Annotated in this window: 23 protein-coding genes; 14 read left to right on the plus strand and 9 right to left on the minus strand. The window is 73.0% G+C overall.

Annotated features, from left to right (window positions below; translation table 11 throughout):
* Window positions 1-15: 15 nt before the first annotated feature.
* The 4 genes from AVL61_RS09405 to AVL61_RS09420 all read left to right on the plus strand — a co-directional run bounded on the left by AVL61_RS09405 (window position 16) and on the right by AVL61_RS09420 (window position 3,424).
* Window positions 16-1,047 (plus strand): DUF368 domain-containing protein, encoded by a 1,032-nt coding sequence (locus AVL61_RS09405; protein ID WP_058874089.1) that lies wholly within the window; start codon window positions 16-18, stop codon window positions 1,045-1,047.
* Between the two features lie 79 nt (window positions 1,048-1,126).
* Window positions 1,127-2,608 carry a DUF1538 domain-containing protein gene (locus AVL61_RS09410; protein ID WP_058874090.1) on the plus strand — a complete coding sequence of 494 codons (1,482 nt, stop codon included), beginning with the start codon at window positions 1,127-1,129 and terminating at the stop codon, window positions 2,606-2,608.
* Window positions 2,605-2,955, plus strand: a complete 351-nt coding sequence (locus AVL61_RS09415) for a P-II family nitrogen regulator (RefSeq protein ID WP_058874091.1) — start codon at window positions 2,605-2,607, stop codon at window positions 2,953-2,955. Before AVL61_RS09410 ends, AVL61_RS09415 begins: the two co-directional genes overlap by 4 nt.
* A gap of 79 nt (window positions 2,956-3,034) precedes the next feature.
* On the plus strand, window positions 3,035-3,424 hold the full coding sequence (locus AVL61_RS09420) for a CBS domain-containing protein (protein WP_157571368.1): 390 nt from the start codon (window positions 3,035-3,037) through the stop codon (window positions 3,422-3,424).
* A gap of 89 nt (window positions 3,425-3,513) precedes the next feature.
* Here the strand turns inward: AVL61_RS09420 and AVL61_RS09425 are convergent, their stop codons facing one another.
* The 5 genes from AVL61_RS09425 to AVL61_RS09445 form a co-directional block, all read right to left on the minus strand.
* Window positions 3,514-3,705: a CsbD family protein gene (locus tag AVL61_RS09425; RefSeq protein WP_058874092.1), complete on the minus strand. Its 192-nt coding sequence runs from the start codon at window positions 3,703-3,705 to the stop codon at window positions 3,514-3,516.
* 115 nt (window positions 3,706-3,820) lie between these two features.
* Complete coding sequence (locus tag AVL61_RS09430) at window positions 3,821-4,324, minus strand: hypothetical protein (RefSeq protein ID WP_157571369.1); 504 nt, start codon at window positions 4,322-4,324, stop codon at window positions 3,821-3,823.
* A 32-nt stretch (window positions 4,325-4,356) separates the two neighbouring features.
* Entirely contained in the window at window positions 4,357-5,409 is a 1,053-nt protein-coding gene (locus tag AVL61_RS09435; protein ID WP_058874094.1) for an alcohol dehydrogenase catalytic domain-containing protein, read from the minus strand.
* A gap of 83 nt (window positions 5,410-5,492) precedes the next feature.
* Window positions 5,493-6,458 carry a hypothetical protein gene (locus AVL61_RS09440; protein WP_058874095.1) on the minus strand — a complete coding sequence of 322 codons (966 nt, stop codon included), beginning with the start codon at window positions 6,456-6,458 and terminating at the stop codon, window positions 5,493-5,495.
* A 189-nt stretch (window positions 6,459-6,647) separates the two neighbouring features.
* Window positions 6,648-7,262 carry a PadR family transcriptional regulator gene (locus AVL61_RS09445; RefSeq protein WP_058874096.1) on the minus strand — a complete coding sequence of 205 codons (615 nt, stop codon included), beginning with the start codon at window positions 7,260-7,262 and terminating at the stop codon, window positions 6,648-6,650.
* Between the two features lie 178 nt (window positions 7,263-7,440).
* Here AVL61_RS09445 and AVL61_RS09450 point away from each other — a divergent pair, with 178 nt between their 5' ends.
* Genes AVL61_RS09450 through AVL61_RS09460 form a run of 3 tightly spaced genes read left to right on the plus strand, consistent with a single transcriptional unit; the run spans window position 7,441 to window position 10,943 of the window.
* Window positions 7,441-8,556: an aromatic ring-hydroxylating dioxygenase subunit alpha gene (locus AVL61_RS09450; RefSeq protein WP_058874097.1), complete on the plus strand. Its 1,116-nt coding sequence runs from the start codon at window positions 7,441-7,443 to the stop codon at window positions 8,554-8,556.
* Between the two features lie 10 nt (window positions 8,557-8,566).
* Window positions 8,567-9,571 (plus strand): PDR/VanB family oxidoreductase, encoded by a 1,005-nt coding sequence (locus AVL61_RS09455; protein ID WP_058874098.1) that lies wholly within the window; start codon window positions 8,567-8,569, stop codon window positions 9,569-9,571.
* 10 nt (window positions 9,572-9,581) lie between these two features.
* Window positions 9,582-10,943 carry an MFS transporter gene (locus AVL61_RS09460; RefSeq protein WP_058874099.1) on the plus strand — a complete coding sequence of 454 codons (1,362 nt, stop codon included), beginning with the start codon at window positions 9,582-9,584 and terminating at the stop codon, window positions 10,941-10,943.
* Between the two features lie 14 nt (window positions 10,944-10,957).
* Here the strand turns inward: AVL61_RS09460 and AVL61_RS09465 are convergent, their stop codons facing one another.
* Together AVL61_RS09465 and AVL61_RS09470 are read right to left on the minus strand one after the other, a co-directional pair.
* Window positions 10,958-11,890: a hypothetical protein gene (locus AVL61_RS09465; protein WP_058874100.1), complete on the minus strand. Its 933-nt coding sequence runs from the start codon at window positions 11,888-11,890 to the stop codon at window positions 10,958-10,960.
* Window positions 11,891-11,897: 7 nt separating this feature from the next.
* Window positions 11,898-12,395: a DUF427 domain-containing protein gene (locus AVL61_RS09470; protein ID WP_058874101.1), complete on the minus strand. Its 498-nt coding sequence runs from the start codon at window positions 12,393-12,395 to the stop codon at window positions 11,898-11,900.
* 128 nt (window positions 12,396-12,523) lie between these two features.
* Between AVL61_RS09470 and AVL61_RS09475 the strand changes: the two genes are divergently transcribed.
* From AVL61_RS09475 to AVL61_RS09485, 3 genes are all read left to right on the plus strand, one after another.
* Window positions 12,524-13,579, plus strand: coding sequence for a YeeE/YedE family protein (locus AVL61_RS09475; RefSeq protein WP_058874102.1), 1,056 nt, complete (start codon window positions 12,524-12,526; stop codon window positions 13,577-13,579).
* A gap of 35 nt (window positions 13,580-13,614) precedes the next feature.
* Entirely contained in the window at window positions 13,615-13,842 is a 228-nt protein-coding gene (locus AVL61_RS09480; RefSeq protein WP_058874103.1) for a sulfurtransferase TusA family protein, read from the plus strand.
* A gap of 196 nt (window positions 13,843-14,038) precedes the next feature.
* Window positions 14,039-15,472, plus strand: a complete 1,434-nt coding sequence (locus AVL61_RS09485; RefSeq protein ID WP_058874104.1) for an aminobutyraldehyde dehydrogenase — start codon at window positions 14,039-14,041, stop codon at window positions 15,470-15,472.
* 76 nt (window positions 15,473-15,548) lie between these two features.
* Here AVL61_RS09485 and AVL61_RS09490 read toward each other — a convergent pair whose 3' ends face one another.
* Window positions 15,549-16,232, minus strand: a complete 684-nt coding sequence (locus AVL61_RS09490) for a TetR/AcrR family transcriptional regulator (RefSeq protein ID WP_058874105.1) — start codon at window positions 16,230-16,232, stop codon at window positions 15,549-15,551.
* A 143-nt stretch (window positions 16,233-16,375) separates the two neighbouring features.
* Between AVL61_RS09490 and AVL61_RS09495 the strand changes: the two genes are divergently transcribed.
* The 4 genes from AVL61_RS09495 to AVL61_RS09510 all read left to right on the plus strand — a co-directional run bounded on the left by AVL61_RS09495 (window position 16,376) and on the right by AVL61_RS09510 (window position 21,049).
* A complete protein-coding gene (locus AVL61_RS09495) occupies window positions 16,376-17,107 on the plus strand; it encodes a mycothiol-dependent nitroreductase Rv2466c family protein (protein ID WP_058874106.1) in 732 nt (243 codons plus the stop codon).
* Window positions 17,108-17,208: 101 nt separating this feature from the next.
* Complete coding sequence (locus tag AVL61_RS09500; protein ID WP_157571370.1) at window positions 17,209-18,660, plus strand: flavin monoamine oxidase family protein; 1,452 nt, start codon at window positions 17,209-17,211, stop codon at window positions 18,658-18,660.
* Window positions 18,657-19,532, plus strand: a complete 876-nt coding sequence (locus tag AVL61_RS09505) for a universal stress protein (RefSeq protein ID WP_058874108.1) — start codon at window positions 18,657-18,659, stop codon at window positions 19,530-19,532. Before AVL61_RS09500 ends, AVL61_RS09505 begins: the two co-directional genes overlap by 4 nt.
* A complete protein-coding gene (locus AVL61_RS09510; RefSeq protein WP_058874109.1) occupies window positions 19,529-21,049 on the plus strand; it encodes an APC family permease in 1,521 nt (506 codons plus the stop codon). The genes AVL61_RS09505 and AVL61_RS09510 overlap by 4 nt, the downstream gene beginning before the upstream one ends.
* An 89-nt stretch (window positions 21,050-21,138) precedes the next feature.
* Here the strand turns inward: AVL61_RS09510 and AVL61_RS09515 are convergent, their stop codons facing one another.
* Window positions 21,139-23,118, minus strand: a complete 1,980-nt coding sequence (locus AVL61_RS09515; RefSeq protein WP_058874110.1) for a M13 family metallopeptidase — start codon at window positions 23,116-23,118, stop codon at window positions 21,139-21,141.
* Window positions 23,119-23,192: the final 74 nt, after the last annotated feature.

Below are 23,192 nucleotides of genomic sequence, written 5' to 3' on the forward strand. Positions count from 1 at the left end.
TGCCCAGGAGCACCCGTGACGCCCTCGTCGCCCCCGGACCGGCCCTCGTCCCCGCCGACCACCACCACGACCGCCGCCCCCGCCGGTGAGCCCCGCCGCAGCATCCCCGGCAACGTGGTGCGCGGCGCCCTCATCGGCGTGGTCGAGACCGTCCCCGGGGTCAGCGGCGGCACCGTGGCCCTCGTGGTCGGCATCTACGACGAGCTCATCAACTCCGCCGGGCACGTGGTGTCCGCCGGCAAGCGGGCACTGCTCGGGCCCGACCGCGCCGCCGGGGTGCGCCACCACCTGGCCCTGGTCCACTGGCGCATCGTGGTGCCCGTGGTGCTCGGCATGGTCGCGGCCCTGCTCACCGTGGCCGGGCCCATGAGCCACCTCGTCGAGGAGTACCCGGTGACCATGCGGGCGCTGTTCTTCGGCATGGTCCTGGCCTCCGTCGGGGTGCCCCTGCGCCTGGCGGGCGGGCCCCTGCGCGCCCGGGACGCCGCCGTGGTGGCGCTCGCGGCGGCGCTCGCGTTCGTGCTCGTGTCGATCCCGCCCACCACGGTCGCGCCCGCGCCGCTGCTCGTCGTGCTCGCGGCCATGGTCGCGGTGTCCGCGCTGCTGCTGCCCGGGCTCTCCGGCTCCTTCCTGCTCCTGACCATCGGGCTCTACCAGCCGACGCTGCGGGCCGTCGACGAGCTCGACCTCGGCTACCTGTCCCTGTTCTTCCTCGGCGCCGCCCTGGGCATGGTGGTCATCGTCAAGGGCCTGCAGTGGCTCCTCGACCACCACCACCGCGTCACCATGCTGGCGCTGACGGGACTCATGCTCGGGGCCCTGCGCACCCTGTGGCCGTGGCAGCTCGAGGACCGCACGCTGCTCTCCCCGGAGGGGGACTGGTGGGTCCAGCTGCTCGCGGCCGCGGCCGGCTGCGTCGTCGTCCTCGCCCTGCTGGCCGTCGACGCCCGCACCCGGGCGCGCACCGGGCACGGCTCCCAGGAGGAGCTCGCCGGCGTCGAGTCCGGCGACGAGGCGGCCGGCGGGGCCGCCGGCCGCACCCGGTAGACGGCCACCGGCGCAGCGCGGGAGACTGACAGGACACACTCCCGTCCGCGGATCCCCCGGAGGAGGTCCGGCAGCGCCCATGGAGCACGTCACGCAGTTCTCGCGGGAGTTCCTCAGGGCCCTGCGGAGCCTGCTGCCCATCGTGGCGGTGGTCGTGGTGTTCCAGCTGGCCGTGTTCCGGCAGGCCCCGGACCGGCCCCTGCAGCTCGTGGCCGGGCTGCTGGTCGTGGGCGCCGGGATCGCCCTGTTCCTGCACGGGCTGGACCTGAGCGTCTTCCCCGTGGGCAAGAACCTGGCCAACCAGTTCGCCCGCCGCGGTGCCCTGGGTCTGCTGCTGCCGTTCGGCTTCGCCATCGGCTTCGCCGCGGCGGTCGCCGAGCCCGCACTGATCGCCGTGGCCGCGCAGGCCGAGCTCGTGAGCGAGGGGCGCGTCGACGCCCTCACGCTGCGCCTCGTCGTCGCCGTGTCCGTGGGCGCGGTGCTCGTCCTCGGGATCCTGCGCATCCTCCGGGGCTGGGCCGTGCAGCGGCTGCTGATCCCCGGCTACGCGCTCGTGCTCGTGGTCACGTACGTCTCGCCCCCGGAGATCGTCGGCCTCGCCTACGACTCCGGCGGCGTCACCACGAACATCGTCACCGTCCCCCTCATCGCCGCCATCGGGATCGGTCTGGCCAACTCGATCCGGGGCCGCAGCGCCCTCACGGACGGGTTCGGCCTCGTGGCCCTGTGCGTCATGGTGCCCATGATCGGCGTGCAGCTCTACGGCATCTGGGTCTACACCGTCGGCGACGCCGCGCCCGTCGGCGCCGGCGCGTCCGGGGACACCCCGGTGCACCCCGTCCTGGAGCACGTCCTGGGACTCGCGCAGATGCTCCGGGACGTCCTGCCCATGGTGCTCGTGGTCCTGTTCTTCCAGTACGTCGCCCTGCGTCGCCGGCTGTCCCACCCGCTGCGCGTCGCCGTGGGCTTCGTGATGGTCCTCGTGGGGCTCTATGCGTTCGTCGTGGGGCTCAAGCTCGGCCTGTTCCCGATCGGGACGATGATGGCGGAGCAGCTGATCGAGCGCGGAGCGCCCGCCCTCATCCTGCTCTTCGCCCTGCTCATCGGCTTCGCCACGACCATGGCCGAGCCCGCCCTGGTGGCCATCGGCGAGCAGGCCGAGGCGGCCTCGCCCGGCAGGATCAGGGGATCCGTCCTCCGGATCGTCGTGGCCGTCGGCGTGGCGGTCGGCATCACCCTGGGCGTCTACCGCATCCTCGTGGGAGCACCGCTGCACTACGTGATCATGGCGTCCTACGCCGTGGTCATCGCCCTGGTCCTGCTGGCGCCGAAGCACATCGTGGCCCTGGCCTTCGACCTCGGGGGCGTGACCACCTCGGAGGTCACCGTTCCCCTCGTGACCGCCCTGGGCATCGGGCTCGCGAGCTCGATCGAGGGCCGGGACGCGCTGATCGACGGCTTCGGCCTGATCGCCTTCGCCTCCATCTTCCCGATCATCTCCGTGCTCGGGTACGCCATGATCCTGGAGAGGATCTCCCGACCGCAGAAGGAGCCGACATGAAGTTCACCGCCGTGGTGGTCATCGCCCCCGAGGACCTCGAGGAGACCGTCATCGAGCAGTCCCAGCGCGCCGGGGCCACGGGCGTGACCATCCTCCCGGGCAAGGGCATCGGAGGCGGGGCCAAGCGGACGTTCTTCGGCCTGACGTTCGAAGGGTCCCAGACCGTGCTCCTGATGGTCGTGGGCACGCACCTGGCCACGCCCATCCTCAAGGTGCTGCACGACATACTGATCGACGAGGACGGCTCCCGCGGCATCGCCTTCTCCGTGCCCATCGACCACCTCACCGGCATCGACATGCAGCAGGTCGCCCGGTTCGAGGAGCACATGCGCCGCGAGGGCGCCTGAGCCGACCGCTGCCCGAGCCCCGTCCGAGCCCCGTCCGAACCCCGTCCGAACCCCGTCCGAGAACTCCAGGAGGATCCCCGTGCTGACCGTCCAGGACGTCATGGTGCGCGACGTCATCACCATCTCCCCGTTCAGCACCCTGCGCGAGGCGCTGACGACCATGCGCACCCGTCAGGTCAAGAGCCTGGTGGTGGAGCCGCAGCACCCGCACGACGGCTACGGGCTGCTCAGCTACAGCGAGCTGCTGCAGACCATCGTGGCGGAGGAGGGGGACGTGGACCTGCTCAACGTCTACGACGCCGCCGTCAAGCCGGTGGTCACGGTCGGCGAGGACCTCTCCGTGAACCAGGCGGCGGCGCTGATGGCCCGGTTCCGCCTCAACCGCCTGGTGGTGGTGCAGGGCAACGAGCTCATCGGACTGCTGGCGATGAACGACATCCTGGCGCGGCTGATCAGCGACCTCACCTGAGCCCCGGGGTCACCCCCCGGGCACGGCGGAGGGCCCCGGTGTCGCGTGCGACTCCGGGGCCCTCCGGGTGGTCCGACGGCTGGACCGTCCTACTGAGTTCCGTCCTTGAAGTTCTTGCCCGCGTCCTTGACGTTCTCGCCGGCCTGCTTGGCGCTGCCGGACAGCTTGTCCGCCTGGCCCTCGGCCTGGAGGTCGCGGTTGTCGGTGGCGTCGCCGACCTTTTCCTTCGCGGTGCCGCCCGCCTTCTCCGCGGCGTTGCTGATCTTGTCTCCGAGTCCCATGGGCTCTCCCTCCGGTCGGTGAACAGGTGCTCCCAGCGTAGACCTGTCAGCATGCTGAGGGAACAGGGAGGGGGCGCCGCGGTCGGGTGTTCCCCCCAGGGCGAACAGCCCGCGCTCAGCGCTCCGGGACGTCGAGCCCGGCCCCGGCCACGCGCTCCCGCAGCCAGTCCGGGATCCTGCGGTCCATCCGCCGGTAGCGGGCCAGGTGCCGCCGCCAGTCCTCCGCGGACACCGGGTGCTGGGCGTGCGCCGGGAGGACGGGGTCGTCGCCGTAGTTGAGCACGAGCTCCACGCCGGGGCGCTGCCAGCGCCGCTCGGCCACGGTGACGATCAGCGCGGCGGACAGCCACGACCCGTCGACGAGGTCGGCGTAGTCGTCCTGCAGGGCCCGGGCCAGCCGCCGCGGAGTGCTCCGCAGCCCGCCGGGGTCCACGGGCCGGCGGACCGTGCGGTCGCCGCGGACCTCCCGCACCTGCAGGCGCAGGTCCCGGCCCACGCTCAGCACGTCCAGCACGAGCGCGTCCCAGCCCGGTTCGGTGCCGTGGGCGCGGACGAGCCACCGGGCCAGCCGGTCGATGGTCTTCCGCTGCCGGGGGCTCTGGAGTCTGTCGGTCCGCACGGCCACACGCTAGCAAGCGCCGGGCGGGCTGCTCAGTCGGCCGTGATGACCACCTTCACCGCCTGGTGCCGCGCGGCGTTGCCGAACAGCTCGTAGGCCTCCTCCATCCGGGACATCGTGAACCGGTGGGTGGCCATGGCGCGGGCGTTCAGGCGGCCGGAGCGGACCATGTTCAGCAGGCTGCCCACGGTGCGGCAGTCCACCAGGCCCATGTTGATGCGGACGTTGGAGATCCACATCCGGTCCAGGGGCAGCTCCACCGGTCTGCCGTGCACGCCGGCGTTGGCCACGGTGCCGTAGGGCCGGACCACGTCGAGGCAGGTCTGGAACGTCTGGGGGACGCCCACGGCCTCGATGGCCACGTCCACGCCGAGACCGTCCGGGGACAGCGCCCTGATCTTCTCGACGGCGTCCGGGTCCCCGGCGTCGACCTTGTCCGTGGCCCCGAGCTCGAGCGCCTTGTCCATCCGGTTCCCGTCGAGGTCCACGGTGATGACCCGTCCGGCGCCGCACAGGTTGGCCGTCATGACCGCGCCCAGGCCCACCGGTCCCGCGCCCACGATCGCGACCGTGTCGCCGGGCTTCGTGTTGCCGTTGAGGATCCCGATCTCGAAGCCCGTGGGCAGGGCGTCGGTCAGGAACAGCACGTCCTCGTCGTCGAGCCCCTCGGGGACCTTGTGCACCGAGGTCTCGGCGAACGGCACGCGCACGTACTCGGCCTGCGTCCCGTCGATGAGGTGCCCGAACACCCAGCCGACCCCGCCCAGGGTCTGGCAGTGGGAGGGCTGGTTGTTCCGGCAGTAGGAGCACTTCCCGCAGTTGGTGACGGCCGGGATGATGATCCGGTCACCGGGCTTCAGCCCGGTCACGGCGTCCCCGACCTCGGTGATGGTGCCGACCGCCTCGTGGCCGAGGATCCGCCCGTCGACGACGGCGGGGACGTCGCCCTTGAGGATGTGCAGGTCGGTGCCGCAGATGGTGGTCGTGTCGACCTTCGCGATGACGTCCGTGGGGTCCTGGAGAGCAGGGTCCGGGACGTCCTCCCACGCCTTGCTTCCCGGTCCGTGGTAGACGAGTGCCTTCATGAGGTCCTCCTCGGTCGCCGGTCCGGCGGACTGCCGGGCCGCCCGTCCTCATCGTAGGCAGGACGGCGCCGCCGGCCGAGGGGTTACTGGTAGGAGACGAACCAGGGCTGCGGCTCGATCGCGGACGTCTCCTCCGGCGTGAACGTGGGCGTGTCCTCGTCGTAGAAGTTCTTCCACGCCATCCGGATCCCCTCCGGCAGGCCCTGCTGGAGCCTCTCCCACGTCCCCTTCTTCAGCTCCGGGGTGCCGTGGCCGTCGGCGTGCAGGACCAGCGCGAGCTCGGGGCGGGAGGCGTCCACGAGGTGGCGGTTCGTGATCATGGACTCCGCGAACTGGTGCAGGACCACCACCTTCTGCGGCAGCTCGTGCTCCCGGGTCAGGTCGGCGAGCCACGCCGTGGTCGCGTTGATCTCCGCCGCGTCCACCGAGCCGATCTGCACCATGTGCACCTGTCCGGGGGCCAGCCGCCACTCCGGGTCCAGGGCCAGGCCCACGTTGGGCAGCTCGAGCAGCTCCTGGTACTGCTGCGCCTGGCTCAGGAAGTCCTGCCGGCCGGGCTGGAGGTCCAGCACCACGTAGACGTCCTGCTCCGCGGCGGCCTCCACGTAGGGGCGCAGCTCCTCGACCGAGGTCTCCTCGGAGTAGTCCCCGTCCTCCCCGGGCCCCGCGGAGGCCGTGGTCGCGATGATCTCGAACGCGGGGACCACCGGCACCTCGCTGAAGGGCTCGTACTGGGCGGCGAGCTCCTTCGCCCGGGCCGCCGACTCCTCGGGGCCCTGCTCGCCGAGCACGCCCAGGGCCGGCGTCCCGGGGCGGCCGTAGAGGGCCACCATCCGCCGTTCGGGGAACACCTCGGTGCCCCCGCCGATCAGCTCCGCGGGCTCCTCCGGCGTGGGGGTGGGCGTGGGGGACGAGGTGGCCGACGACGGCGACGCGCTCGCCGCCGGTGCCGCCGCCGAGCCGGGGCCGGCGCCCTGGGCGCAGCCGGTCAGGAGGAGGGCGGCGCACAGGGCCGGGACGAGCGGGCGGAGCGGCGACGAGCGGGTCATGGTCTGTCCTGGGGGCCGGAAGCAGGGGGTCCGCCCAGCCTACGCACCGCCCGGCGCGCCCGGCGGGAACGGGGCCGGACGCGGACCGCGCCGCGTTCCAGGGCGCGTCCCAGGCCGCGTCCCAGTGCGCGTCACGGGGCGACCCGGACCCCGGCCCGCCGGGGCCGGGCCCCGGAGGCCCGCCGGGGCTCACGGGGTGCCGGGTTCCTCCGGTGCGCCGAGCTCGCCCAGTTCCGCCAGCAGCTCCAGACCGCGCTCCGCCCAGGCGATCTCCTGGTCGGCACGGGCCACCTGGCCCTCGTAGGCGAAGATCTTGAACCGGGTGATCCGCTCCCACTGGTCCTCGGGGTTCACGGCCAGCCGGCGTGCCAGGGTGGGGCTCGTGCGGTCCCGGAGCGCCCCGATCTGCTGGAGGGCCTGCGCGCGCTGGTCCCGGTAGTGCTCGATGTGGGCGCGCAGCTGCGCGGCCGCCGCGCCGGGGGGCGCCCACTCGAAGTACGCGGCCCGGAGGTGGGCGGGGTCCCGCTCCCGGACGTAGCCGAGCGGCTGCTCCTGCCACTGCCGCAGGGCGCGCTCGCCCTCGGGCGTGATGGAGTACTCCGTCTTGGTGGCCCCGCGCGAGCCCCACGGGACGGGCCGGCTCGCGAGCAGCCCCTCCGCGTGCATCTTGCGCAGCTCCGGGTAGATCTGCGAGTCGGGGGCGTGCCACACGTGGCCCACGGAGGAGCTGAACTGCTTGACCACGTCGTAGCCCGTCAGCGGCCCCGAGGAGAGCAGTGCCAGCAGGGCCGAGCGGAGGCTCACGGGCGGATCCTTTCCGTCGAAGCAGGGCGTCGTCCTGCAGAGCCTAGCGGGGACGGGCCCGCCGTGACCCTTGTCACTCACTATCAACATAGGTATTGTGTGTTCTGCGCCACCCACTATCTATGGAGGTAGTGAGTGAGCCGTGCTCTCCCCGGACCGCCCAGCAGAGGACCGCGCCATGACCGTCGCCGCCACGAAGACCACCTCCACCGCCAAGCTCCTGTCCCACCCGCTCGACGCCTGGTACGTGGCCGGGTGGGACCACGAGCTCACCGGCAGGGGCATCCTCTCCCGCACCGTCGCGGGCCGTCCGCTGGCCCTGTACCGCACCGAGGACGGGCGCCCCGTGGCCCTGGCGGATGCCTGCTGGCACCGGCTGGCGCCGCTGTCCCAGGGGAAGCTGGTGGGTCGCGACGAGATCCAGTGCCCGTACCACGGGCTGCGCTACAACGCCGCGGGCCGGTGCACCTCGATGCCCGCCCAGGAGACGCTGAACCCCTCCGCCACGGTGCCCTCCTATCCCGTGGTGGAGCGCCACCGCTACGTGTGGGTCTGGCTGGGCGAGCCCACCCGGGCGGACCCGGCCCTGCTGCCCGACATGCACCAGCTGGACAGCCCCGAGTGGGCCGGGGACGGGGAGACCATCCACGCCCCCTGCAACTACCAGCTCGTCCTGGACAACCTCATGGACCTCACCCACGAGGAGTTCGTGCACTCCTCCAGCATCGGCCAGGAGGAGCTCTCCGAGTCCGAGTTCGAGACCACCCACGACGAGAACTCCGTGACCGTGACCCGCTGGATGCGCAACATCGACGCCCCGCCCTTCTGGCTCAAGAACATGCGGGACAGGTTCCCGGGCTTCGAGGGCAAGGTGGACCGCTGGCAGATCATCCACTACACCTTCCCCTCCACCATCTGCATCGACGTCGGGGTGGCCGAGGCCGGCACCGGGGCCCCGGAGGGGGACCGCTCCCGCGGGGTCAACGGCTACGTGATGAACACGATCACCCCGGAGACGGACCGGTCCTGCCACTACTTCTGGGCGTTCATGCGCAACTACCGGTTGGAGAGCCAGCTCATCACCACCGAGCTGCGCAACGGGGTGCACGGGGTGTTCGGCGAGGACGAGGCCATGCTCCAGGCCCAGCAGGCGGCCATCGACGCCAACCCCGAGCACGAGTTCTACAACCTCAACATCGACATGGGCGGGATGTGGGTGCGCCGGCTCCTCGAGCGCGCGCTCGAGACTGAGGGCCGCCCCGCCGCCGCCCCGGCCGCTCCCGCCGGGGCCTGAGGAGGCGACCGTGGCAGATTCCCAGCACGAGGTCTGGCAGAACGCGGTCGTGGTCGCCGTCGAGGACGTCGCCGCCGGCATCCGGCGCGTCGTCCTGGCCCCCGAGCAGCCCCGGCCGGTGCGGCCCGGCGAGCACGTGGACGTCCGCGTCCTCGTCCACGGCGAGCAGCAGGTGCGCTCCTACTCCGTGGTCGACGCCGACGAGGACGGCGCGCAGCTGGCCCTCAGCGTGTTCCGCACCCCCGCCTCCCGCGGCGGCTCGATCTTCATGCACGAGCTCCGGCCCGGGCAGGTCCTGGAGATCACCCAGCCGCTGCAGAACTTCCCGCTGCGCGTCGGGGCCCCCTCCTACGTCCTGCTGGCCGGGGGCATCGGCATCACGGCCGTCGCCGGGATGGCCGCGCTGCTGCGCCGGCTCGGGGCGGACTACCGCCTCGTCTACGTCGCCCGCTCCCGGGCCGCGATGGCCTACCTCGACGAGCTGACCGCCCTGCACGGGGACCGGCTCGAGGCCCACGTCGACGACGAGGGCGGCTCGCTCGACGTCCCGGCCCTCGTGGCCGGCGTGCCCGAGAGCGCCGAGCTCTACATGTGCGGCCCGATCCGGCTCATGGACGCGGTGCGCCGGTCCTGGGCCGAGCGCGGGCTCGACCGGACCGGCCTGCGCTACGAGACCTTCGGCAACAGCGGCTGGTTCGAGGCCGAGCCGTTCGTGGTGCGCGTCCCGCGGCTGGGCGCCGAGACCGTCGTCGGCTCCGACGAGTCCCTGCTCGAGGCCCTCGAGCGGGAGGGCCTCGACATGATGTCCGACTGCCGCAAGGGCGAGTGCGGGCTGTGCCAGGTCAAGGTCCTCGGCCTGGCCGGGCGGATCGACCACCGCGACGTGTTCTACTCCGACCGCCAGAAGGAGACCGGCGCGTCCCTGTGCTGCTGCGTCTCGCGGGTGGTCTCCGCCGCGCCGCAGACCGGTCCCGGCGAGCGCCCGGCCGCCGTCCTCACCATCGACGTCCCCTGAGAGGCTCCCCATGGACATCCGACACCAGATCGACGCATCCAGGATGTCGTCGTACCAGTGGCTCATCATCGCGGTGACCACGTTCCTCAACGCCCTCGACGGCTACGACGTCCTCGCCATGGCCTTCACGGCCACGTCCGTGACCGAGGAGTTCGGGCTCTCCGGCTCCCAGCTGGGCTGGCTGCTCAGCGCCGGGCTCATCGGCATGGCCGCCGGCTCCCTCGTGCTCGGGCCCTTCGCGGACCGGTACGGCCGGCGGAAGATCCTCGTCGTGGCCCTCGCCGTCAACGCCCTGGGCCTGTTCCTGTCCACCACGGCCGGGACCGTGCTCGAGCTCGGGCTGTGGCGGGTCGTCACGGGCCTGGGCGTGGGCGGCATCCTCGCCTCCGCGACGGTCATCACCAGCGAGTACGCCAGCGCCCGCCGCCGCGGCATGGCGGTCAGCATCTTCACCGCGGGCTACGGCGTGGGCGCCACCCTCGGCGGCATGGGCGCGACCCAGCTGATCCCCGCCTTCGGCTGGCGCTCCGTGTTCCTCACCGGCGGCCTGCTCACCCTCGTGGCGATCGCGCTGGTGCTGGCCGTGCTGCCCGAGTCCGTCGACTACCTCCGCACCCGGCGGCCGGCGGGCGCCCTGCAGAAGCTGGACCGCATCGCCCGGCGCATCCGCCTCGACGGCGAGGTCGAGCTGGGCCCGGCCCCGGCCGGTGCCGACGGGCGGCACAGCAGCGTCGGCATGCTGCTCAGCGGCCGCTACCGCACCGCGACCCTCCTGCTGTGGGCCGCCTTCTTCGTCATCATGTTCGGCTTCTACTTCGCCAACTCCTGGACGCCCCGGCTCCTCGTGGAGACCGGGATGACCGAGCAGCAGGGCATCGTCGGCGGGCTCATGCTCACGATGGGCGGCACCTTCGGGTCCCTGCTCTACGGGGCGCTGACCACCCGGTGGGACGAGCGGCTGACGCTGATGGCCTTCACCGTGCTCTCCGCGGTGACCCTCGTCCTGTTCATCACCACCACGTCGGTGCCGCTGCTGGCGTTCTCCTCCGGCGTGGTGGTCGGCATGCTCATCAACGGCTGCATCGCCGGGCTCTACACCGTGGCCCCCATGACCTACGAGCCCGGGATCCGGACCACCGGGGTGGGCTGGGGCATCGGGGTCGGGCGGGCCGGCGCGATCCTGGCCCCCATCGCGGTCGGCGCGCTGCTGGACACCGGCTGGACCCCCGTGCAGCTCTACGTGGGGGTGGCGGTGGTCGTGGCCCTCGCGGCCCTGGCCCTCGTGCGGCTGCGTCCCTGGGCGGAGCCGGATCAGGAGCCGGCCGGCGGCCGGCCGGGGCGGCGGAGCACGCCGTCCTCCTCGGCCGGCTGAGGCCGGGCGCCGGCTCACCACCCCGCGAGATCCTCGCAGCCCTCCTCGTGGGGCAGCAGCGGCCGGAGCAGCACCGACCAGCGCTCGCCGTCCTCGGACAGCCAGGGCGTCTGCGTGTCGGCCGATCCGGCGGCGTCCAGGACGGCGCGGGCCTGCTCGCCCGTGGCGGCCACGCAGCTCAGCCCCAGCCGCGGCTCGAGCGGCTCCCCGGGCAACGGGGGCCCCGGCCACGGCACCGGGCGGGGATCCTGGCCGTCCTGCGGATCCCGCCACTCGGTGACCACGCCGGCGACCGCCTCCGGGACCCAGACCTCCTGCGCGCCGACGGCGTCCTCCGGCAGCACCGAGGCCGGGTCGCCCAGCTCCTCGACGAGGGCCTGCAGCCCGGCCCGCGCGGCCCGCTGCTCCGGGGTCAGGGCGTCGTCCGTGCTCCCGGGGCGGTCCCCGGCCGGCGGGCCGGGCGGCGTCTCGGCGCCCAGGGCGTACACCTCCCGCACGTAGGTCCGCTCCGCCGTCCGCACCGTGAAGCGGGTCGAGGGGAGGTCGGCCACCGGTGGCCGGCCGAGGTCCGCGGACCCGTCGACCCCCGCCCGGAGCGCGTGCTCGACCAGCACCGCCACCGCGTCCTCGTCGACGTGCTGGACCTGCAGGGCGGGAAGGGCCGGCGGCGGGAAGACCTGGATCTGCGGGCCCGGCGTGATGACCCGGCCGTCGGCGTGGACGCTGACCAGCGGCAGCCGGGCGGCCAGCAGCTCCGGGGTGGTGAAGCCCCCGGTGTGGGCCACCTCGATCACCTGACGCGCCGCGGGGGCCGCCGGGGCCGATCGCGCGCCCGCGGCCGCCGTCGCCGGGGTCGTGGCGGCGGCCCCGGCGGGATCCCACTGCGCGCACGCGGTGGTCAGGAGCAGGGCGGTCAGCAGGAGCGCGGGCCACGGGGCGCGGGGCATCGCGGGCTCACCAGGCCCGGCTGCCGGGAGCGCCCTTGAACGGGCCGGCCACCCGCGAGGTGATCCAGCCCCCGTAGAACCCGCCCTCCTGCGGGCGCACCTGCTCCCCGGCCACGAGGCACCGGTCCATGAGCCCGGGCATCAGGGCCACGTGCCCGCGCAGGGCCTCGAAGCCCGGAGCGGGGGAGGGATAGGTCCAGGCCGCCCGGGGTGCCGTGCGGTCCCCGCCCCGCACGTCGAAGTACGCCGCCGCGCCCTTCCACTCGCACCACGAGCTCCCCTCGCACGGACGCAGGCTGCCCTCGGCGAAGGCCTCGCGGGGCAGGTAGTAGGTGGGCGGGTGGCTGGTCTCGAGCACCCGCAGCGCGGCCGTGGTCGAGGCGACGCGCTCGCCGCCCAGCCACACCTCCACGTGCTCCGCGCTGCGCTCCGTCCGGGGCGGTCTCGGGTAGTCCCACACGGACTCCTGGCCGGGGCCGGGAGCGTCGGGCCGGGGTCGTCTCATCTGCTCGCCCTCCGAAGGTCCGTCCGGGAACCCGGTGCGGGACCCGGCGGGGATGTGCTCTGCACCACAATGCTACGGCGGGTGACGGTGTGCTGGAGCGCCCGCGCCGGGGCGGATAGCGTGCTCGGGTGCTCATCTCAGGTCTTCTCATCGGTGCCGCCCTCGGATTCGTCCTCCAGCGCGGCCGCTTCTGCGTCACCGGCGCGTTCCGCGACGTCTGGATCGCCAGGAACACGTGGTGGCTGTCCGCCTTCTTCGTGGCCATCGCCGTCCAGGCGGTCGGCATCTGGGTGCTGAACGCCCTCGGCGTCATCACCCTCGAGGCCTCCGCCTTCCCGTGGCTGGCCACGGTCGTCGGCGGCTTCGTCTTCGGCTTCGGCATCGTGCTCGCCGGCGGCTGCGCCACCGGCACCTACTACCGCACGTCCGAGGGCCTCGTCGGCTCCTGGTTCGCGCTCATCTTCTACGCCCTGTTCGCGGCCGTCTCCAAGTACGGCCCGCTGGCCGGGACCACCGAGGCCGTGCGCGGTGTCACGGTCGGGACCCAGGGCTCGATCCACGAGACCCTCGGGATCTCCCCGTGGGTGCTCGTGCTGGCCCTCGTCGGCATCGCCGCCGTGTGGGCCCGCCACCACCTCACCAAGCCGCGGGCCAGGTTCGCGACCCTCCCGCCGGAGAAGACCGGCCTGAACCACCTGCTGTTCGAGAAGGCGTGGAACCCGTTCGCCACCGCGCTGGTCATCGGCGTCATCGCGATCATCGCCTGGCCCGCCAGCTGGGCCACCGGCCGCGAGTCCGGCCTCGGCATCACCACCCCGTCCGCCAACATCGCGAGCTACCTCACCACGGGCGACGTCGAGCTCGTCGACTGGGGCGTGTTCCTGGTCCTCGGCATCCTGATCGGCTCGTTCATCGCGGCCAAGGGCTCGGGCGAGTTCAAGCTCCGCGTCCCCGACGCGCCGACGATCGTGCGCTCCATCGGCGGCGGCGCCCTCATGGGCGTCGGCGCGGCGTGGGCCGGCGGGTGCACCATCGGCAACGCCCTGGTCGCCACCGCCGCCTTCGAGTGGCAGGGCTGGGTGAGCTTCGCCGTCATGATCCTCGGCACCGGGGCGGCCGCCAAGATCTTCATCGCCCCCCGCAAGAAGTCCGCCGCCCCGGGCCGCGTCCCGGCCGGCGTCTGATCCGCACCGACCCCCAGTCCCAGGAGGCACCCCTGATGGCCCAGCACATTCTCGAGACCGACGGCCTCGTCTGCCCGTTCCCCGTGGTCGAGGCGAAGGCCGCGATGGCCGGGATGCCCGCCGGCGACGAGCTCGTCATCAACTTCGACTGCACGCAGGGCACCGAGGCCATTCCCCGCTGGGCGGCGGAGAACGGCTACCCGGTCACGGAGTTCAGCAAGCGCGGTGCGGCCGAGTGGTCGATCACCGTGCAGAAGGCCTGATCTCCCGCGAGATCCCTGGCAGCGGCGGACCCCCGCGACCGAGCACCCTCGGCCGCGGGGGTCCGCCGCTGTCGGTCGCGCCCGTCGCGCCCCACCTGCCACCATGGTGCTGCCGGTCACGTCGGACCCTTCTAAAATGAACCATCGTCATTTAGAGTGGCAGGCACCGCGCACTCGCCCGCAGAGAGGAACCACCATGAGCGACGTCCTGCAGAACTACGTCGACGGCGCCTTCGTCGACGCCCACGGCACCGGCCGGATCGACGTCGTCGACCCCACCACCGGCTCGACCGTCGCCGTCTCCCCGGTCTCGGACGCCACGGACGTGGACGCGGCCTTCGCCGCCGCCCGGAGGGCGTTCCGGACCTGGAAGCGGACCACCCCGAGCGAGCGCCAGCTCCTGCTGCTCCGGCTCGCGGACGCGCTCGAGGCCCACAGCTCCGAGCTCGTCGACGCCCAGCACCGCAACACCGGCCAGCCCCGCCAGATGATCGCGGACGAGGAGGTCGGCGCCGGCGCCGACAACCTGCGCTTCTTCGCCGGCGCGGCCCGCACCCTCGAGGGCAAGGCCGCGGCGGAATACCTGAGCGGGCACACCTCCTACGTGCGGCGCGAGCCGGTCGGCGTCGTGGCGCAGGTGACCCCCTGGAACTACCCGCTGCTCATGGCGATCTGGAAGCTCGGCCCCGCGCTGGCCGCCGGCAACACCGTGGTCCTCAAGCCCTCGGACACCACCCCGGAGTCCACCCTGGTCCTGGCCCGGCTCATCGACGGGATCTTCCCCGCCGGCGTGGTGAACATCCTCCTGGGGGACGGCTCCACGGGGGCGCTCATGACCGCCCACCGCACGCCCTCCATGGTCTCCATCACCGGCTCCGTGCGCGCCGGTCGCGCCGTGGCCCTGGCCGCCGCGCAGAACCTCGCGCGCGGTCACCTCGAGCTGGGCGGCAAGGCGCCCGCGGTCGTGTTCGCGGACGCCGACCTGCCCGCCGCGGCCAAGGCGCTCGTGGAGTTCGGCACCTTCAACGCCGGCCAGGACTGCACCGCGGTGACCCGCATCCTCGTTCAGGACAGCGCCCACGACGAGTTCGTGCGCCTGCTCGCCGCGGCCGCCCGGGACACCGTGACGGGGGACCCGGACGAGTCGAAGAACTTCTACGGCCCCCTCAACAACGCCCGCCACTTCGAGGACGTCTGCCGCAAGCTCGCCGACCTCCCCGAGCACGCGACCGTGGTCACCGGCGGAAAGCCGGTCGAGGGCGCCCCCGGCTATTTCTTCGAGCCCACCGTGGTGTCCGGGGTGCACCAGGACGACGCCCTCGTCCAGGAGGAGACCTTCGGGCCCGTGCTCACCGTGCAGCCCTTCGCCACGGAGGAGGAGGCGCTCGAGCTCGCCAACGACGTCGACTACGCCCTGGCCTCGAGCGTGTGGACCACCGACCACGGCACGGCCATGCGCGTCTCCCGCGAGCTCGAGTTCGGGTGCGTGTGGGTCAACACCCACGTCATGCTGATCTCCGAGATGCCGCACGGCGGGTTCAAGAACTCCGGCTACGGCAAGGACCTCTCGCTCTACTCGGTCGAGGAGTACACCCAGGTCAAGCACGTCATGCACGCCCTGGACGCCTGAGCCGGGCCGGCGCCGCCGGCGGCCGGGTCCCCGCGGGCTGCTCCCCGGTCCCTGCCGGCGGCTCCCCGCCGGTCGCTCAGCCCGGTGCGGGGGCCCCGTCCCGCACGGCCGCCAGGCGCATCCGGAAGCCGTCCAGCATGGCGGTGAGGGCGACGTCGAAGGCCTCGTCCGCCGCCGCGGCGGCGTCGGCCGGCCGTGCCCGCACGGCGTCGGCGAACACGGGGGCCAGGTCCGAGCGCTCCCCGGGGTCGAAGATGTCGGCGGGCGCCGTGGCGTCGTAGGCGGCGCCGAAGACCAGGGACTCGATCGAGACGATGACGTCCGCGATGCCGGCCCCCTCCCAGCCCGCGTCCGCGAGGCCGCGGGCCACGGTCTCGTACATCTGCAGGGTGTGCGGGGAGTTCGCGACCGGCAGCACGGCCATGATCGGGATCATGGCCGTGTGCTGGGCGTAGCAGTCCCGGTACGACCGCGCCCAGCGCTCGAGGGCCTCGTCCCACGGGACGGCCCCGAACGCGGAGCGGTCGATCCCCTGGTTGATCCGGTCCTGCACCCGGATCAGCACGTCCCGCTTCGACGGCGTGTGGTTGTACAGGGCCGAGGTGGAGACCTTCAGCTCCTGCGCCAGCTCCGTCATCGTCAGGTGCTGGTAGCCCCGGGTGGCCACGATCTTGATCGCGGCCTTGGTGATCCGCTCCTCGGAGAGCACGGGCTTGCTCGGGCGCCCGCGGCGGCGCGGAGTGGTGCCGGCAGCAGCCATGGGCAGATCCTCCTGTGGTCGGTGCTGCGGGCCCCGGGGCGAGGGATCCGGGCCGCGGGTCGGGCGGTCACCTCCGAGTCTAGGGCGGCGGCCCGACGCCCGTGTCCTTGACCGCCGCCCCGCCGGCTCCTAGCATCTGCCCGGTGAGCAGCGCCGACATCCACTTCTACTTCGATCCGACGTGCCCCTTCGCGTGGCTGACCAGCTCGTGGGTCCGCACGGTGACGGCCCGCCGGGAGTACCGGGTGGACTGGCGGTTCATCTCCCTGCGCCTGCTCAACGAGCACGTGGACTACGACGCGTGGTTCCCGCCGGAGTACGAGGAGTCCCACACGGCAGGGCTGCGCCTGCTGCGCGTGGCCGCGCGGACCCGTGCGGAGCACGGGCGCGCAGCGGTCGGGCGGCTGTACGAGGGTCTCGGGGCCCGGATCTTCGACGCCGATCCCGTGCCCGGCACCGAGGGGGCGGGGCACGGCCACCGCGGCACCCGTGCCTTCCTCGAGCCGGTGCTGACCGCCACGGGGCTCCCGGTGGAGCTCGCCGACGCCCTCGAGGACCGGTCGTGGGACGCGGTGGTCCGGGCGGAGACCGAGGAGGCCCTGGCGCTCACCGGCCGGGACGTCGGGACCCCCATCATCCACTTCGAGCCGCCGGAGGGCGTGGCCTTCTTCGGCCCCGTCATCAGCCGCCTGCCCGCCGAGGAGGACGCGGTGGAGCTGTGGGACCACGTGGTGGCCCTCGCCCGGTTCCCCGGCTTCACCGAGCTCAAGCGCAGCCTCCGGGAGCAGCCGCGGCTGCGGGGCCTCGGCGCCGCGCCGGACGCACCCGGGATCGAGGAGGACTGGCACGCCGGGAGCCGCCGGACCAAGAAGTAGGCGTTCCCGCCGCCGGGCGGATTTCTCGCCGCAGGTCTTGACGGACCGCTGTGCGCACCCGCTTAATGAAACGAGTTCATTTTAGCGTGAAGGAGAGCACAGTGACCGATCAACGCACCCTGGGCAGCCGGACGGCGATCGAGCGCGACGTCGTCGTCGTCGGCGCCGGCCCCGCCGGACTGATGGCGGCCCGCCGCCTGGCCGCCGCCGGGAGATCCGTGGCCGTCCTCGAGGCTCGCGACCGCGTGGGCGGCCGGACCTGGTCGAAGACCGTGGACGGGGCGTTCCTGGAGGTCGGCGGGCAGTGGATCTCCCCGGACCAGACCGAGCTGCTGGCGCTGGTGGACGAGCTCGGCCTGCAGACCTACCAGCGCTACCGCGAGGGCGAGTCCGTCTACCTGGCCCCGGACGGCACCCGCCACACCTACACCGGCTCGATGTTCCCGGCGGGGGAGTCCACGACCGCCGAGATGGCGAAGCTCGTCGCGCTCCTGGACGGGCTGGTCGAGCAGATCGGCGCCGCCGAGCCGTGGGCGCACCCGGCGGCCCGGGAGCTGGACACCGTCTCCTTCCACCACTGGCTGCGGCAGCACTCCGACGACGAGGCCGCCTGCAACAACATCGGGATCTTCGTGGCCGGCGGGATGCTCACCAAGCCGGCGCACGCCTTCTCCACGCTGCAGGCCGTGCTCATGGCCGCCTCCGCCGGATCCTTCTCGAACCTCGTGGACGAGGACTTCATCCTCGACCGGCGCGTGGTCGGGGGCATGCAGTCCGTCTCCGAGGCGATGGCCGCCGGGCTCGGGCCCGACGTCGTGTTCCTCGACACCCCGGTGCGCACGATCCGCTGGGCCGGGAACGACGGGACCTACGCCGAGCACGTGCCCGGCACCCCCGTCACCGTCTGGTCCGACCGGCTCACCGTGGTCGCCCGCGACGTGGTCGTGGCCGTGCCCCCGAACCTCTACTCGCGGATCTCCTTCGAGCCGCCCCTGCCGCGGCTGCAGCACCAGATGCACCAGCACCAGTCCCTGGGCCTGGTGATCAAGGTGCACGCCGTCTACGAGACGCCCTTCTGGCGGGACAAGGGCCTCTCCGGCACCGGCTTCGGCGCCCACGAGCTGTCCCAGGAGGTCTACGACAACACCAATCACGGGGACCCCCGCGGCACCCTGGTCGGCTTCGTCTCGGACGAGAAGGCCGACGAGGTCTTCCGCCTGCCCGCCGAGGAGCGCCGGCGGCTGGTCCTCGAGTCCCTCGCCCGCTACCTCGGGGAGGAGGCCCTGCACCCGGTGGTCTACTACGAGTCGGACTTCGGCTCCGAGGAGTGGACCCGCGGCGCCTACGCCGCCAGCTACGACCTCGGCGGGCTGCACCGCTACGGCGCCCACCAGCGCACCCCCGTGGGGCCGATCCGCTGGGCCTGCTCCGACCTCGCCGCCGAGGGCTACCAGCACGTCGACGGCGCCCTGCGCCAGGGCCGGCTCGCCGCCGCCGAGATCCTCGGCGCCGGCGCCGCGCCCGTCGCCGCGATGCACGGAGCCGGGCGGTGACCGGCGACCGTCCGGGACGCTGCGTGGTCGGCTACAACGGGGACCGGCCCAGCAAGGACGCCGTCCGGCTCGCCGGGGCGATGGCCCGGGCCTTCGGGGCCGAGCTGGAGATCGTGCTCGTGCTGCGCGCGGACAGCCCCTACCAGCAGGTCTACCCGCCGGTCGGGGACATCGCCCCGGTCGTGCGGCACCAGGCCCGCACGTGGCTCGAGGAGGCCGCGCAGCTCGTGCCGGAGGGCGTCACGGTCCGCACGCACCTGCGGGAGGACGGCTCCGCCGCCGCGGGCCTCCTCCGGGCCGCCGAGGAGCTCGGCGCGCAGCTGATCGTGGTGGGCGCCGGCACCGGGGCGGGACGCTTCTCGGCCGGGCCCGTGGTCAGCGCCCTGCTGCACAGCTCGCCCGTGCCCGTGGCCCTCGCCCCGCGCCGGTATGCCGGGGACGTCCCGCTCACCCGGCTCTCCGCCGCCGTGGGCACCCGCCCCGGCGCGCACCAGGTCATCCGGGAGGCCGTCCGGGCGGTCGAGCACTCGGGGATCGAGCTCGAGCTGATCTCCTTCCTCGAGGGCGAGGCCGCGGACCCGGGCGCGGCCGAGCAGGTCCGCCGGCGGGTCGAGGAGCACCTCGAGGCCGCGGCGGACGAGGTCCGCCGCACCCGGCCCGTGAGCGTGCGGGTCGCCACCGGGCGCACCCTCAAGAAGGCCGCGCAGGACGTCGACTGGTCTCCCGGCGGCCTCCTGCTCATCGGCTCGTCCCGCCTGGCCCAGGGGCGGCAGACCTTCCTGGGCACCACCGCAGCACGGCTGCTCAAGCACATCCCGGTGCCGATGGTCGTCGTGCCGCGCCCGGACCGCACCGAGGAGGACGCGTCATGAGCACATCCGACATCGAGGCGCCGGCGCGCACCGGCACCGACAAGGGACTCAGCAAGGGCGCCGTGGGGCTGCTCGGCTCCGTGGTCATCGGCGTCTCCTGCATCGCCCCGGCCTACACCCTCTCCGCGGCCCTGGGGCCCACCGCCGCGGAGGTCGGCACCTCCCTGCCGGCCATCTTCCTCGTGGGCTTCCTCCCCATGCTGCTCGTGGCACTCGGCTACCAGCAGCTCAACCGGGCCATGCCGGACTCGGGCACCACCTTCACGTGGGGCTCCAAGGCCTTCGGGCCGTGGCTGGGCTGGATGGGCGGCTGGGGCCTGCTGGCCGCCACCATCCTGGTGCTCTCCAATCTCGCGGGCGTGGCCGTGGACTTCCTCTACCTGGCCCTCGCCCAGCTCACCGGCAACGCCGCCATCGCGGAGCTCACGCGCAACGTGCCCGTCAACGTGGCCACGTGCCTCGTGTTCGTGGCCCTGGCCGCCTGGATCTCCTACCGCGGGATGGAGACCACCAAGGCGTTCCAGTACGTGCTCGTGGCGTTCCAGGCGGTCGTGCTCCTGTGGTTCTCGTTCGCCGCCTTCGGCCACGTGGCCGCCGGCACCGCCTACGAGGGGCTGACCGTGCGCGCCGAGTGGTTCAATCCGTTCGGCGTCGAGTCCTTCTCCGCGTTCGCGGCGGGCGTGTCCCTGTCCGTGTTCGTCTACTGGGGCTGGGACGTGGTGCTCACCATCAACGAGGAGACCAAGGGGGCCGCCACCACCCCGGGCAAGGCCGCCGTGACCACCATCTTCGTGATCGTCGCCCTCTACCTGACCATCGCCCTCGCGGTGCTCACGTTCTCCGGGGTCTCCGACCAGGGGCTGGGCATGGGCAACGAGGAGATCCAGGAGAACATCTTCGCGGCGCTCGCGGGCCCCGTGATGGGTCCCTTCGCGATCCTGATGTCCCTCGCGGTGCTGTCCTCCTCGGCGGCCTCCCTGCAGTCCACGTTCGTCTCCCCGGCCCGCACGATGCTGGCCATGGGCTACTACGGTGCGCTGCCGCCGGAGTTCGCGCGGGTCACCCCGCGGTACCAGACCCCGGGCTACGCGACGGTCGCGGCGGCCGTGATCTCCGCGGGCTTCTACGCCGTGATGCGCGTGGTCTCGGAGAACGTCCTCTGGGACACCATCACCACCCTCGGCATGATGGTCTGCTTCTACTACGGGGTCACCGCCCTGGCCTGCGTCTGGTACTTCCGGCGCGAGGCCTTCCGGGGCGCGAAGAACGTGTTCACCAAGCTCCTCGCGCCGCTGCTCGGCGGGATCCTGCTGCTGGTGTTCTTCGGGCAGACGGCCTACGACTCGATGGACCCCGAGTACGGCTCCGGCTCGCAGATCGGCGGCGTGGGCCTCGTGTTCCTCCTGGGCGTGGGCATCCTGCTGCTCGGCGTCGCGATGATGCTCGTGCAGTACCGGCGCAATCCTGCGTTCTTCCGGGAGCGCTTCGAGACCACCGAGCTGCCCGTCCTGGACTGACTCCCCGCCTCGCGAGATGGGAGCTGACGGCGACCGCGGCCGCTCCGCTCGCCGTCAGCTGCCATCTCGCGCAAGGGGGAGGGGGAGGGTCACCAGATGTTCACGCGGTCCTCCGGGGACAGCCACAGGCCGTCCCCGGGCCGGGTGCCGAAGGTGTCGTGGAACGCGAACATGTTCTGCACCACCCGGTTGCAGCGGAACTCGTCCGGGGCGTGCGGATCGGTGGCCAGCCGGTTGACCAGCTCCTGCTCCCGGGCGGTCGAGCGCCACAGCGCCGCGTAGGCGTAGAAGAAGCGCTCCGCGCCGGTCAGCCCGTCGAGCACCGGCGCGCTGTCCTGGTCCAGGCCCCGCTCGGCCAGGGACATCCGGTAGGCCACCAGCGCGATCTCCAGCCCGCCGAGGTCCCCGATGTTCTCGCCCACCGTGAAGGCCCCGCTGACGTGGTGCCGCTCCGGGTCCAGCCCGCGCGGCGTGCAGCCGTCGTACTGGGCCACGAGCGCGGCGGTGCGCCGGGCGAACTCCGCGCGGTCCTCGTCGGTCCACCAGTTCTCCAGGTGGCCCCGGGAATCGTACTTGGCGCCCTGGTCGTCGAACCCGTGGCCGATCTCGTGACCGATCACGGAGCCGATCGCCCCGTAGTTCACGGCATCGTCGGCCTCGATGTCGAAGAACGGCGGCTGCAGGATCCCCGCCGGGAAGACCACCTCGTTGAGCACGGGGTGGAAGTAGGCGTTGACCCAGTGGGGGTAGAGGAACCACTCGCCCCGGTCCACGAGGGTGCCCATCCTCCCGACCGTGCGGTCGTGCTCCAGCGCCAGCCCCGCCCGGACGTTGCCGAGCAGGTCCGCCGGATCCAGCTGCAGGGAGGAGTAGTCCCGCCAGGACCCGGGGTAGCCGACCTTGACCGTGAACGTGGACAGCTTCTCCAGGGCGCGGGCTCGGGTGGCCTCCGACATCCACTCCAGCCGGGAGATCCGCTCCCGGTACGCGGCGAGCAGGTGCGCCACGAGCTGCTCCACCCGGGCCTTGTGCGCCGGCGGGAACCAGCGGGCCACGTAGTCGCGCGCCACGTCGTCGCCCAGGACCCGGGTGACCAGGTACTCGGCCCGCTTCCACCGCTCGCGGGGGCGGGTGATCCCCGACAGGGCGGTGCTGTAGAAGCGGAAGTTCTCCTCGACGAAGGCCCGGGGCAGGAACGGGGCGCGCTTGGACACGATCCGCCACGACTGCCAGATCCGGATCTGCTCCTCCGACCACTCCTGCCACAGCAGGCCCAGCCGCGCCGCGAAGGAGGGCTGGCGGACGATGACCCGGTCGAAGATCCCCGCGCCGCGCTCCGGGGCGGTGCCCTCGAGCCACGCCGTCCACGGGAATCCCGGCGCCATGGCCTCCAGGCCGGGCAGGTCCACGGGGTTGTACATCTCCTCGACGTCGCGCGCCGAGACGGTGTCCCAGTGGGCGGCGGCGAGCTGCGTCTCCATGGCGAGCACGGTCGCCGCGGCGTCCCCGGCGGGCACGCCCCAGCGCGCCGGCAGGTCCGCCAGCTCCAGCATCGCCGCGACGTGGGCCGTGAACGCCGTGCGCAGCCGTTCGTGCAGCGGGTCCGTGTAGTAGCTGTCCGCGGGCAGGGACAGCCCGTCCTGGCGGAGGAAGAAGGAGTAGCGGGACGAGTCCCGGGAGTCGTTCTCCACGAAGAAGGACAGCGGCCCGTCCACGCCGGTGCGGTGCAGGGCGGCCGAGGCGCGGGCGAGCCCCTCCTTGCCCCGGGCGGCGTCGAGCACCGCGAGGTCCGGGGCCAGGGCGGCCCGCCCGCGGCGCTCGATCTCGTCCTCGTCGAGGAAGGAGCGGTACAGCGCGGCCATCCGGGACCCGGCCGGGGCCTGCTGCACGATCTCGTGCACCCGCCGCGTGTTGAGGTCGGCGAGGATCGCGGAGGCGCCGTCGAACGCGCGGTCCGCCGGGAGCTCGTGCGCCTCGATCCAGCCGCCGTTGACGTGGCGGTACAGGTCGTCCTGGGGCCGGACCCCGGGGTGGACGTGCTGCAGCTCGAGGCCGGAGACGGTGGTCACGGGAGCTTCCCCTGTCGTCGTGGCGGGGCGGCGCGGTCCGCCTCGCCCCAGCCTACGGACGGCGGCGCCGTGGC

The organism is Kocuria rosea subsp. polaris (assembly GCF_001483755.1).
GTDB lineage: Bacteria > Actinomycetota > Actinomycetes > Actinomycetales > Micrococcaceae > Kocuria > Kocuria cellulosilytica.